The 11,367-nt window shown below is 74.9% G+C and carries 15 protein-coding genes; 11 read left to right on the forward strand and 4 right to left on the reverse strand.

Annotation, left to right across the window (positions count from 1 at the left end; translation table 11 throughout):
- Nucleotides 1-17 precede the first annotated feature (17 nt).
- The 3 genes from F6X68_RS34875 to F6X68_RS24605 form a co-directional block, all read right to left on the reverse strand.
- The gene (locus tag F6X68_RS34875; RefSeq protein WP_192581528.1) at nucleotides 18-260 is read right to left on the reverse strand and encodes a hypothetical protein; all 243 of its coding nucleotides are present in this window, start codon (nucleotides 258-260) and stop codon (nucleotides 18-20) included.
- Nucleotides 261-435: 175 nt separating this feature from the next.
- Nucleotides 436-798: a hypothetical protein gene (locus tag F6X68_RS24600; protein ID WP_089003089.1), complete on the reverse strand. Its 363-nt coding sequence runs from the start codon at nucleotides 796-798 to the stop codon at nucleotides 436-438.
- Nucleotides 799-811: 13 nt separating this feature from the next.
- Nucleotides 812-1,126: a hypothetical protein gene (locus F6X68_RS24605; RefSeq protein ID WP_121401588.1), complete on the reverse strand. Its 315-nt coding sequence runs from the start codon at nucleotides 1,124-1,126 to the stop codon at nucleotides 812-814.
- 343 nt (nucleotides 1,127-1,469) lie between these two features.
- Here F6X68_RS24605 and folP point away from each other — a divergent pair, with 343 nt between their 5' ends.
- The 7 genes from folP (at nucleotide 1,470) to F6X68_RS24640 (ending at nucleotide 6,099) form a co-directional block, all read left to right on the forward strand.
- Nucleotides 1,470-2,390, forward strand: a complete 921-nt coding sequence (gene folP / locus F6X68_RS24610) for a dihydropteroate synthase (protein ID WP_151456508.1) — start codon at nucleotides 1,470-1,472, stop codon at nucleotides 2,388-2,390.
- Nucleotides 2,387-2,752 carry a dihydroneopterin aldolase gene (gene folB, locus F6X68_RS24615; protein ID WP_151456509.1) on the forward strand — a complete coding sequence of 122 codons (366 nt, stop codon included), beginning with the start codon at nucleotides 2,387-2,389 and terminating at the stop codon, nucleotides 2,750-2,752. The genes folP and folB overlap by 4 nt, the downstream gene beginning before the upstream one ends.
- Nucleotides 2,749-3,276 (forward strand): 2-amino-4-hydroxy-6-hydroxymethyldihydropteridine diphosphokinase, encoded by a 528-nt coding sequence (gene folK, locus F6X68_RS24620; protein WP_151456510.1) that lies wholly within the window; start codon nucleotides 2,749-2,751, stop codon nucleotides 3,274-3,276. Before folB ends, folK begins: the two co-directional genes overlap by 4 nt.
- A 19-nt stretch (nucleotides 3,277-3,295) precedes the next feature.
- Nucleotides 3,296-3,838: a DUF3180 domain-containing protein gene (locus F6X68_RS24625; protein WP_132238636.1), complete on the forward strand. Its 543-nt coding sequence runs from the start codon at nucleotides 3,296-3,298 to the stop codon at nucleotides 3,836-3,838.
- Nucleotides 3,839-3,957: 119 nt separating this feature from the next.
- Nucleotides 3,958-5,172, forward strand: coding sequence for an ABC transporter permease (locus F6X68_RS24630; protein WP_151456511.1), 1,215 nt, complete (start codon nucleotides 3,958-3,960; stop codon nucleotides 5,170-5,172).
- Between the two features lie 54 nt (nucleotides 5,173-5,226).
- The gene (locus tag F6X68_RS24635) at nucleotides 5,227-5,541 is read left to right on the forward strand and encodes a hypothetical protein (protein WP_151456512.1); all 315 of its coding nucleotides are present in this window, start codon (nucleotides 5,227-5,229) and stop codon (nucleotides 5,539-5,541) included.
- 60 nt (nucleotides 5,542-5,601) lie between these two features.
- Nucleotides 5,602-6,099 carry a hypothetical protein gene (locus F6X68_RS24640; protein ID WP_151456513.1) on the forward strand — a complete coding sequence of 166 codons (498 nt, stop codon included), beginning with the start codon at nucleotides 5,602-5,604 and terminating at the stop codon, nucleotides 6,097-6,099.
- A 12-nt stretch (nucleotides 6,100-6,111) separates the two neighbouring features.
- On the opposite strand, the gene F6X68_RS24645 is transcribed toward F6X68_RS24640, so the two are convergent.
- Entirely contained in the window at nucleotides 6,112-7,113 is a 1,002-nt protein-coding gene (locus F6X68_RS24645; RefSeq protein WP_151456514.1) for an ABC transporter ATP-binding protein, read from the reverse strand.
- A 2-nt stretch (nucleotides 7,114-7,115) separates the two neighbouring features.
- Here F6X68_RS24645 and F6X68_RS24650 point away from each other — a divergent pair, with 2 nt between their 5' ends.
- The 4 genes from F6X68_RS24650 to F6X68_RS24665 all read left to right on the forward strand — a co-directional run bounded on the left by F6X68_RS24650 (nucleotide 7,116) and on the right by F6X68_RS24665 (nucleotide 11,309).
- Nucleotides 7,116-7,805: an ABC transporter permease gene (locus tag F6X68_RS24650; protein WP_151456515.1), complete on the forward strand. Its 690-nt coding sequence runs from the start codon at nucleotides 7,116-7,118 to the stop codon at nucleotides 7,803-7,805.
- Nucleotides 7,806-8,037: 232 nt separating this feature from the next.
- Entirely contained in the window at nucleotides 8,038-8,760 is a 723-nt protein-coding gene (locus tag F6X68_RS24655) for an ABC transporter permease (RefSeq protein WP_151456516.1), read from the forward strand.
- A 320-nt stretch (nucleotides 8,761-9,080) separates the two neighbouring features.
- A complete protein-coding gene (locus tag F6X68_RS24660) occupies nucleotides 9,081-10,085 on the forward strand; it encodes a glycine betaine ABC transporter substrate-binding protein (RefSeq protein WP_151456517.1) in 1,005 nt (334 codons plus the stop codon).
- 156 nt (nucleotides 10,086-10,241) lie between these two features.
- Nucleotides 10,242-11,309, forward strand: coding sequence for a hypothetical protein (locus F6X68_RS24665; RefSeq protein WP_151456518.1), 1,068 nt, complete (start codon nucleotides 10,242-10,244; stop codon nucleotides 11,307-11,309).
- Nucleotides 11,310-11,367: the final 58 nt, after the last annotated feature.

Below are 11,367 nucleotides of genomic sequence, written 5' to 3' on the forward strand. Positions count from 1 at the left end.
CCGCCCCCACGCGCGGGTCACGGGGCCGGCGTGGCGGCGGGCGGCTGCTGGCCGATGGCGGGTTGCTCCCGCCCGCCGGCCCGCTGCGGGGGCGCCGTCGGCCGGGTCGCGCCGGGGCGCGTACCGCCGAACAGGTCGAGGAAGGGCGAGTCGATGTCGGCGCTGTCGGCGGGTTGCGGCTCGGCCGGCGGCGGCGTCCGGCGTGGCGCCGGCCGGGGGGCCTGGAAGACGCCCACGCCACCGTGCCCGGGTGTCGTCACCAGGGCCGGGTCGAGGGAGACCTCGTCCGTCTCGGGATCATCAGGGTAGTCGAACGACCGCGCACGGTTACCGTGCGGGACGGCCGGACGCCCTGCCGGGGAACCCGGCGTGGAACTGCGATTCATACGACCGCCTCATCCGCGTCGTTCGACTGCCTGGTCGGGGTGCGACCGGTCATGCCAGTTCCTCCCGGATCCTGATCCGACTGCCGACCAGGCGGGGGTCCCGCTGCTCCGCGGCCGGCTCCCGGGTCCGTCGCCAGTCGGTCAGCGCGGTGCGGATCACCATGCGCGCGGGCCGGTCCGGATCGACGTACCGGAAGATGAACGAGGTGCTCACGATGGCGAGCGCGATCTCCCAGGCGGGGAAGAGCTCGACCTGCAACGTGAACAGCCAGTGGATGAACATGTAGAGGGGAACGAGCAGCATGAACAGCCCGTACTGGGCGTACGGCAGGTGGACGGGAAGGGTGTAGCCGGGCGGCCCGAGGTAGACCAGGCGAGCCCGGTAGATGTCGTCGTCGGTGCGCAGCCGCATCTCGTGCCCGCGCCTATTCGAAGATCAGGTCGATCAGGTAGTCGCCGATGAAGAAGAGTGTGGCGGCTCCGGCGATGAAGGCGAGCCCGACGATCGCGATCGCCGAGCTGGTGAGGACCTTGGAGATCTCACCCCGGCTGGCGCGCCCGATGAAGATGACGCCCAGCACGGCCAGCAGGATCGGAGCGATCTTGCTGGCGAAGAACGTGACGACACCCTCGGTGTCGATGCCCTTGGGCGCAGGCTCGGCGAGTGGAGTCGACGCCAAGGCGGAGAGCGTGTGGGCGGCGGCGGACGTCGCCGTCTCCATCAGCTCGATGGCGATCACTGGAACCTCCCCAAGTCGCGGCCGGCGGCGCCGCGGTGGTGCAGTAGTCATGCCTGGCGGGAACGGTGCTCCCTGTGCGCAGCGTCGGCGACCCTGCGTTCGTTACCCACCACGGAGGGTGGTGGGCTTTGGGCGGATTCTCCCGCTTCGGCCCTCCCTCCAGGCTTCGCCATCTCGATGCCGGGCAGTTCCAAAGCGTACGGGCACCCACTGTTTGCGACAAGCCGCGAAGAGTCTGCCCGATCCGACCGGGACGACCGATCGTACACCCGTTCGAATGCGCATGTCATCGCCCTCGACCCGGTCCGTCCGGGGCGCTCCGGCCGACCGGTACCGTCTAGCCGTGACCGATCTGGTACGGGCCTCGGACCCGGTGGTGATGGGCGTCCTCAACGTCACGCCCGACTCCTTCTCCGACGGCGGACGGTACGCCGACCTCGACGCCGCCGTCGGACACGGCGTGCGGCTGCGGGCCGACGGCGCCCACCTGGTGGACGTCGGCGGCGAGTCCACCCGGCCGGGCTCCGACCGCGTCGACGCGGCGACCGAGACGGCCCGGGTGGTGCCCGTGATCCGGGAACTGACCGCCGCCGGCGTGCCGGTCAGCATCGACACCACCCGCGCACGGGTCGCCGAGGCGGCCCTCGCCGCCGGCGCGGCCGTGGTCAACGACGTCTCCGGCGGCCTCGCCGACCCCGACATGGCCCGGGTCGTCCGCGACGCCGGCTGCCCATGGGTGCTCATGCACTGGCGGGGCCACTCCCGGGAGATGGGCGAGCTGGCCCGCTACGCCGACGTGGTCGCCGACGTGCGCGCCGAGCTGGGCCGCCGCGTCGACGAGGCGCTGCGGGCCGGCGTCGCCGCCGACCGCATCGTCGTCGACCCGGGGCTCGGCTTCGCCAAGACGGCCGCGCACAACTGGGAACTGAGCACCCGCCTGTCCGAGCTGCTGGACCTCGGCTTCCCGCTGCTCTTCGCGTCCAGCCGCAAGTCGTACCTGGGGCGGCTGCTGGCCGGCCCCGACGGCACCCCCCGCCCCACGGACGGCCGCGACGTGGCCACCGTCGCCACCAGCCTGCTCGCGGTGGCGGCCGGCGCCTGGGGCGTACGCGTGCACGACGTCCGGGCCACCGTGGACGCCCTCGCCGTCTGGCAGGCCACGGGCGCGCCCCGCCTGGCGCCCGCCGCCACCGGTGGGGCCCGGGCGGCCCACGCCGGCGCCGGCCGGGCGGACCGCACCGCCGACCACGGAGGAGACCGATGACCGACCGGATCCAGCTGACCGGCCTGCGGGCGCACGGCCGGCACGGGGTGTACGACTTCGAGCGCGCCCAGGGCCAGGACTTCGTGGTGGACGCCGTCCTGGAGATGGACCTCGCCCCGGCGGCCCGCTCCGACGAGGTGGGCGACACCGTCCACTACGGCGAACTGGCGGAGCGGCTGGTCGCGGTGGTGACCGGCGAGCCGGTCAACCTGATCGAGACGCTCGCCGACCGGCTGCTGGCCGTCTGCCTGGCCGATCCCCGGGTCGAGGCCGCCACGGTCACCGTGCACAAGCCGGAGGCGCCCGTCCCGCACGCCTTCACCGACGTGGCCGTCACGATGACGCGGCGGCGGGACCGGTGACCCGCGCCCTGCTCTCGCTGGGCAGCAACCTCGGCGACCGGCTCGCCCACCTGCGCTCCGCCGTCTCGACGTTCGGCGACAGCGTGCTCCTGGTCTCCGGCGTCTACGAGACTCCACCGTGGGGGGACGCGGACCAGCCCGCGTACCTGAACGCCGCGCTGCTCGCCGAGGACCCGGCCGCGACCCCGTACGACTGGCTGGAGCGCGCCCGGGCGGCGGAGCGCGCCGCCGGGCGCACCCGCGACCCGCAGCGGCGGTTCGGGCCGCGCACCCTGGACGTGGACGTCATCGCCGTGTGGGCCGACGGCGACGAGCCGGTGCTCAGCGACGACCCGGAGCTGACCCTGCCGCACCCCCGGGCCCACCTGCGGGCCTTCGTGCTGCGGCCGTGGATCGACCTCCAGCCGTACGGGCGGCTGCCCGGGCACGGCTGGCTGACCGACCTGCTCAACGCTCCTCCGGTGGCCGACGACGCGCTGGATCTGCGCCCCCGGCCGGATCTGGCGATAGAGTCGACGGCATGACCCAGTGGAGCCGGCCGGCATGACGCAGGCGCAGTCCCCGCGACCGGGCGGGACGGGCCCCGAGCGGTCCCGGATGGGCCCCACCCGGATCTCCACCCTGGTGGTGGCCGCCCTCGGCGCCGCCGCGGTGGCCTGGTTGCTGATCAGCACCCTCTACTACGACTACCTGCCGGAGCTGCCCTGGCTGCCGGTGGTCACGCTCGCCGCGCTGGCCGTGCTGGAGGCGTACGCCGCCGTGAACACCCGGGGGCGCATCGAGCGCAGGCCGGGCCGCGAGCCGGTCAATCCGCTGCTGGTGGCCCGGTTCGTGGTGCTCGCCAAGGCCTCCGCGCTGGCCGGCGCGATCTTCACCGGGTTCTACGCCGGGCTGACCGGCTGGCTCTTCGTGGAGCGTACCGACGCCGCGATGGGCGACCGGCCGATCGCCGGCGCCGGCCTGCTCGCCGGCTTGGCGCTGACGGGGGCGGCGCTCTGGCTGGAGCGCTCCTGCCGGGTTCCCGAGCAGGAGGACGACGAGGACCGCGAGCCCGGCGGCCGGGAGGGCCGCCCCGGCCCGCGCTGATCCCGGGGGTTACGCCCGGCCTCCCGCGCGGGTACGGTGCCTGCGACCGGAGAGCAACGCCGCCCCGGTCCGCCCGCGCGTCGGACCGGCTGGACGGCGGCCACGTGGGAGGCGGCGTCATGCGGTACGACGAACCGGGGCGTGAGCCGTCACCCGAGCCCTCGTCCGGCATCCCCGCCTCCGTGCTGGAGAACGTCTTCGACGACCCCGCGCACGGTGAGCCCGGCCGCGACCGGTTCGCCGTGCACGTCGTCTGGGAGCTGCTGCTCCTGGCGGCGTCGGTCGTCCTGGCGTACCTGCTCTGGCGGGAGGACCCGGCCGCGCTGCGGGGCGACGGGCTGCGTTCCCTGCTCCTCGACGCGGTCGTGCTCGGGTTGCTGGCGCTGGCCGCCGGGCTGACCCTGCGTACGGCCGCCGTGAACCTGGCCGTCGGCCCCGTGGCGGTCGCCGCCGCGCTGCACGTCGCCGAGCAGGGCGACCGGGGCGTCAGCGCCGCCGCCGGCCCGGCCCTGCTGGTCGCCGCGCTGGGCGGGATCGCCCTGGCGCTGGTCGTGGTGGTGCTGCACGTGCCCGGCTGGGCCGCGTCCCTGGCCGGCGCGGCGGTTGTGGTCGTGTACATCCAGCAGCGCTCGGCGTCGGTCCTGCCGCAGGGCGACTACGACCCGGAGCGCGGTGCCCTGCACCTCTTCGTCGGGTTCGCGGCCGTCGCGGTGCTCGGCGGTCTGTTCGGCTCGGTACGGGCCGTCCGCCGGGTGGTCGGCCGGTTCCGCCCGGTCGTGGATCCCGCCCGCCGTCGGGGCGCGGTGGCGGCGGTGGTCACCTCCGGTGCGCTCGTCGGCTCCACGGTCCTGGCCGCGCTGGCCGGCATGCTGACGGCCAGCCGGGACACCGCCCCGGTCGCGCCGGACCCGGGGCTGGACTGGACGGTGCTCGCGGTCGGCCTGGCGCTGCTCGCCGGCACCAGCGCCTACGGCCGGCGGGGCGGCGTCTTCGGCACCCTGCTGGCGGTCTGCCTGGTCACGGTCTTCTCCGCGTACGCGCAGGCGCGGGGCTGGACGGTGAGCCGGTGGGCGGTCGGCGCTGCGGCGCTCGGCGTCGGGCTGCTGGCCACCCGGCTGGTCGAGGCGTACGGGCGGCCGGCGACCGGCGCGGCGGCGGAACCGGTCCCCGCCGGGGACGGCCGGATCGGCACGGGCTGGACGGCGCCCCCGGCGGACCCGGTCGGCGACTGGCCGCCCGCCGTGCCGAGGCGGTCCCCCGAGAGCCCGGTGGACCCGTGGAGCGACCCCGGCTGGGAGAGCGGCCCGCGCCGGTGGGACGCCGGCGAGCGGTGAGCCGGCGCCGCGTCCACCGGGCCGGGAGTGATCTCGCCGGTTAGGCTCGGCGGCATGACCGACACACCATCGTCCTCCGCCGGCCCGTCGTTCGAGGAACTCGACGCGCTGTCCACCGAGGAGCTGCGGGAGCGGGCGTTCGCGGTCGCCCGGGAGCGCCACGACGTGCGCTTCTTCTGGTCCGTGCTGCGGCACCTGCCGAACGCGGACGAGGCCGCCGTCCTCGACGGCGCGCCCAACTCGGTCGGGCCGACGATCGACGAGGCCGCGGCGCTGTGGCGCGAGCTGACCGGGCACGGCTACGAGGAGTCGGCGCCGCTGCTGCGGGCCGCGTTCATCGACTACCTGATGAAGCACCCGCGACAGTGACGGCGACCGCCGGCCCCAAGCAGGTTTGCCCCCCGCGGTCCGCCGGGAACTGAGCCGATCATGGCGCTCACCAACCCGTCACGCACCGGCGGTCGCTACGGGACGGCGGCGGGCACGGGCGCGCTCGCGGCGCTCCTCCTGGTCGCGGTCTGCGGCAGCCCGGCGTACGTCGGCTGGGCCGCCGGCACCGACCCGAACTCCGCCGGCGGCTGGTACCTGCAACTGCTCTCCTGGCCGGCGTGGCTCTTCAACGGTGACGGGGCGACCGGAAACCTGCTCGTGGCGAACCTGCGGGCCGTCCTGCTGGTCATCCTCGCGGCGCTCTTCCTCTACCTGCTGCCCACCTCGCAGGTGGCCCGGGTGCAGGGGTCGGGGACGCAGTTCTTCTCCGGCTGGGCCGCGTACGTCCTGGCCGGCGGCTTCGCCTCCCTGATCGCCGCCTTCCTCGGCCCGGAACCGTCGCTGCTCACGGCGATCCAGGCGGGCGGCGCCGGCGCGACCTACGGTTTCCTGTCCGGGTGGATCATCGGCGTGGCCAGCCTCGGCGGGCGCGCCTGACCGGGCTGCGCCTCACCGCTCGGGCGCGCCCAGTTCGAGCAGCCGCGCCCGGCTGAGCACGCCGACGGGCCGCCCCCCGTCGGTCACCACGACCCGGTCCGCGGCCGAGGTCAGCAGCACACCCAGCGCGTCGTACGCCGAGCCGCCGAGCGGGATCGTCGGCAGCTCGGCCACCCCGGTCTCGGGCAGCGGTTCGACGGCCTCGCCGGTGACGGGGGTGACCGCCAGCCGGCGGATGCCCCGGTCGGCGCCCACGAACTGCCGCACGAAGGGCGTGGCGGGCGCGCCGAGCACGGCGGCCGGGGTGTCGAACTGCTCGAGGCGCCCGCCCTCGGAGAGCACCGCGATCCGGTCGCCCAGCCGGACCGCCTCGTCCAGGTCGTGGGTGACCAGCACGATGGTCTTGCGCACCTCGGCCTGCAACCGGAGGAACTCCTCCTGCAACCGGGTCCGGGCGATCGGGTCGACGGCCGAGAACGGCTCGTCCATCAGCAGCACCACCGGGTCGGCGGCGAGGGCCCGGGCGACCCCGACCCGTTGCCGCTGACCGCCCGAGAGCTCGTGCGGGTAGCGGCGGCCGAACGTGGCCGGATCGAGCCCGACCAGTTCCAGCAGCTCGTCGACCCGGCTGCGGCTGCGCTGACGGGGCCAGCCGAGCAGCCGGGGCACGGTGGCGACGTTGGCGCTGACCGTCTGGTGCGGAAAGAGCCCGACGTTCTGGATCACGTAGCCGATCCGGCGGCGCAACCGGACCGGGTCGACCCGGGTGACGTCCTCGCCGCCGAGCAGGATCCGGCCGCCGGTCGGCTCGATGAGGCGGTTGACCATCCGGAGCACCGTGGACTTGCCGCAGCCCGACGGTCCGATCAGCACCGCCAGCTCGCCGGCCCTGATGTCCAGGCTCAGCTCGCGTACGGCCTCGGTGCCGTCCGGGTACTGCTTGCGGATGCCCTCGAGCGTGATCGACGCCGCGCGCGGTTCGGCGGGGGCGGTGCCCTCCGGGGTAACGTCCACACATGTCCTTCCGCCTGAGCTACCGGGCCGACCCGGGTAACCCGTGGTTCTCCTGGCAGTACGTGCGGGACAACTCTGACACGATCCTCGCCGCCGTGCGTGAGCACACCTCGCTGACCGCTCGTGCGGTGCTGATCGCCGCCCTGATCGCGCTGCCGCTGGCGGTGGCCGCCTACTGGTACCGCTCGCTCGCCGGGCCGGTCCTGGCCCTCACCGGGGTGCTCTACACGGTGCCGTCGCTGGCGCTCTTCGCGTTCGTCGCCCCCTACCTGGGCATCGGCGCGGCGACCGCGCTCAGCGTGGTGGTCCTCTACGCGCTCCTGGTGATCGTCCGCAACGCCGTCGCCGGGCTCAACCAGGTGCCCCCCGAGGTCCGCGAGGCGGCGGAGGGGATGGGGTACGGCCGCTGGGGCCGGCTGTTCCGGGTCGAGTTGCCGCTGGCACTGCCGGGCATCCTCACCGGGCTGCGGCTGGCGACCGTCTCCACGGTGGCCCTGGTGACCGTGGGCGTGGTGATCGGGCGCGGTGGCCTGGGACAGCTCATCTTCGCCGGCTTCCAGAACAACTTCTACAAGGCGCAGATCATGACGGGGACGCTGCTCTGCGTCCTGCTCGCCCTGGTGCTCGACCTGGTCCTGGCCGGTGCGGGCCGGCTGCTGACCCCCTGGTTGAGAAGAAGGGCGGCCCGGTGAGCGCGAGGAACGCAGCGCAGCGGAGTCCCGCAGTCGCGAGCGAAAGGGCGGCTCGGTGAGCGCGAGGAACGCAGCGCAGCGGAGTCCCGCAGTCGCGAACGGAAGGCTGGCTCGGTGAGCGCGAGGAACGCAGCGCAGCGGAGTCCCGCAGTCGCGAACGGAAGGCTGGCTCGGTGAGCGCGAGGAACGCAGCGCAGCGGAGTCCCGCAGTCGCGAGCGAAAGGCTGGCTCCGTGAATCCGGTCGAGGCGGCGGTGGTCTGGCTCAACGACCCGCTGAACTGGACGAACCCGGGTGGCGTCCTGGAGCGGCTCGGCGAGCACCTGTCGATGTCGGCGGCGGCGGTGGCGCTCGGCTGCCTGGTCGCCTGGCCGATCGGGCTCTGGCTCGGGCACACCGGCCGGGGCGGCGGCCTGGTGGTGCTGGTGTCCAACGTGTCGCTCGCTATCCCCACGCTCGCCCTGCTCACCATCCTGCCGCTGACCTTCCTCGGTTTCGGCCGGCCGTCGGTGGTGGTCGCGCTGGCCGTCTTCGCCGTGCCGCCGCTGCTGGCCAACGCGTACACGGGGGTGCGGCAGGCCGATCCGGAGGCCCGGGACGCGGCGCGCGGGATGGGCTTCTCGGGGTGGCAGTTGCTGCGCCGCGTCGAGCTGCCGCTGGCGGTGCCCTACCTGGCGGCCGGGTTCCGCACGGCGGCGGTGCAGGTGGTGGCGACCGCCGCGTTGGCGTCCTTCGTCAACGGCGGCGGACTGGGCCAGATCATCCGGGCGGGCTTCGGCCTGGACATCGCCGCCGGCGGCGGCCAGATCATCGCCGGCGGCGTGCTGGTGGCCGGGCTCGCCATGCTGCTGGAACTGGTGCTGGCCCTGGTCGAGCGGCTGGTCACGCCGCGCCCGCTGCGGGCGGACCGCCGTCGGGCGCGCCGCCGGGCGGCGCAGGCGGTGGCCGGTGGCTGAGCGTCGGCCGCCCACCCGGATTCCCGCGCCGGGTGGGTTGCGTGGCCGTACCCGCCACCGTTGCACGGGGACCGGAACGCCTGGACGCCACGGACCCTGGAACATCTCGATGACGGGGTGGCGCGGCTGACTTCCGGTGACGATCCGGTGACAAACCTCGCCTCGGGTTGTCGGTCCCGCGTGGAAGATGTTGGGGTGGGAAACCGGGCGGCCGCAACGCGAGCCGCCCGTGGGACACAGCGGGCGGCCGGACGGAGATCGCCCGTCGGACACGCGGCCGGCCCGGCAGGGTCGCGCCGGGACACGGAAGGCGGGCACTGATGCGCGCTCGTACACGCCTGGCCGTCGGTGCGGTGGGAGCCCTCGCCGCGGCGGGGCTGCTGACCGGCTGCGGCGACGCCGGCTCCTCCGGCACGGACGCCCCGGAGCAGGCGGCCTCGGGCGCCGGCTGCGCGCCGGTCGCCGGTGACCAGCTCGTCGTCCTCGACGACGACAAGAAGCTCCAGAACACCGACAACGTCATTCCGGCGGTCAACGCCGACGCGGCCAACCCGCAGTTGATCGCGGCGCTGGACAAGGTCTCGGCCGCGCTCGACACGCCGAAGCTGATCCAGTTGAACAAGGCCGTCGACGTCGACCGCAAGACGGCCCAGAAGGCGGCCGAGGAGTTCGCGGCGGCCAACGGCGTCACCGCGGGCATCGCCAAGGGCCCCGGTGGGCAGATCGTGATCGGCGCGGCCAACTTCACGGAGAACCAGATCCTGGCCGAGCTCTACAAGATCGCCCTGACGGCCGCCGGCTACGACGCCAAGGTGCAGCAGATCGGCAACCGCGAGCTCTACGAGCCGGCCCTGGAGAAGGGCGAGATCCAGGTCGTCCCGGAGTACGCGGCGACCATGGCCGAGTTCCTCAACACCAAGGCCAACGGCAAGGACGCCCAGCCGGTGTCGTCGCCGGAGCTGGAGAAGACCGTCGCGGCGCTCAAGGCGGCCGGCGACAAGGCGGGCCTCGTCTTCGGCACGCCCGCCGCCGCGCAGGACCAGAACGCCTTCGCCGTGACGAAGGCGTTCGCCGACAAGTACGGCGTCAGCACGCTCTCCGAGCTGGCCGCCAAGTGCTCGGGCCAGGCCACGGTGCTGGCCGGGCCGCCGGAGTGCCCGCAGCGGCCGAAGTGCCAGGCGGGGCTCGTCCAGGTCTACGACTTCAAGGCCGGCTCGTTCAGCTCGCTGGACCAGGGCGGCCCGCAGACCAAGAACGCGCTGAAGACCGGGGCCGCGAGCGTGGGCCTGGTGTTCTCCTCGGACGGCGCACTGGCCGTCGGCTGATGCCCGACCGGCCGCCGGTGGCCCCGTGCCACCGGCGGCCGACGGGCGGCCGCCGCGGTCAGCGGTCGACGGCGCGTGGGGCGATCGGCGGCGAAGATGCCGGATGCCCCGTTCACCCTTTCCCGGGCGGGGCAGCTCTCGGTAGGCTCCGGACCCATGCCAGCCCCGGTCGCCCCCGCCGACAAGCGCAGTCCGTCACTGCTTACCGTGCTCTTCTGGATCGGTGTCGCCCTGGCGCCGGTGGCGGCGTTGATCCTGCTCGTCGCCGACGGCAACGGCCCGCTGCGGTTCGCCGCCGTGCTGGCCATCCTGGCCGTCGTCCTGATCGGCCTGTCGATCGCGTTGCGCGCCGACGGTGCGGGCCCGGCCCGCACCGACGAGCTGCTGGACGAGATCGAGGAACTCCGCCGCGAATTGCGCGGGGAGATCGTGGCCGCCGCCCAACGCGGCAACCAGGCGCTCGACCACGCCCAGCGGGCGCAGGACGAGGTCGCCGCGCTGCGTCGGCGGCTGGACGCGAGCAGCGCCGCGCTGGCCGGCGTCGACGCCCCGGCCGGCGCCGGCCGGGCGCGGGCGTCCGTCGACGACGCGGTCCCCGGCCGCCGGCAGGTGCCGGACCAGGACGACGCGGTGCACCGCCGGGGACGCGCGGACCGGGACGACGAGGAGCCCGCCGGCAGGCCGCAGCCGACTCCGCGTGCCGCGCGGCCGGTGCCCGGCCCGGCCGCCGGGTACGGCACGGACGGGCCGGCCCCGGGCACGGCCGGTGGGTACGGCCCGGACCGGTCGGCCGCCGGCGGAACGGCCGGGGTGTACGGGGCGGCCCGGCCGGCGGAGCCGGCGGGCCAGCCTTCGGCCCGTTCGCTCGGGGTGGTGCGGCACACCGAGACCGTGCACGTCACCACCCGGCACACCATCGTGGACGGCGCCGCGTCCGTCCCCGGTGACCGAGGGGCCCGCTACGGCGGCGGGTACGCGGGACGCTGGTCGCCGGAGCAGGAGGAGCGGCCGTGGCCGGGTGAGCCGGACGACCGTTCCTGGGCCGGTCACGGGCGCGGCGAACCGGACGACCGGTCCCGTCACGACGACCGGTCCCGTCACGACGACCGGTCCCGTCACGACGACCGGCCACGCCGGGAAGACGACGTGTCGCGGCCGGGCCCCGGGGCTGCCCGGGACGACCGCTCCCGGCCGCCGGGCTGGGCGGGCCGGCGAGCGCGATGAGCGGGAGTGGCCGGGGCGGCACGACGAGCGCGGACAGCAGCGGGCCGACCCGGCCACT

Source organism: Micromonospora sp. AMSO12t (assembly GCF_008806585.1).
Classification (GTDB): Bacteria; Actinomycetota; Actinomycetes; order Mycobacteriales; family Micromonosporaceae; genus Micromonospora; species Micromonospora reichwaldensis.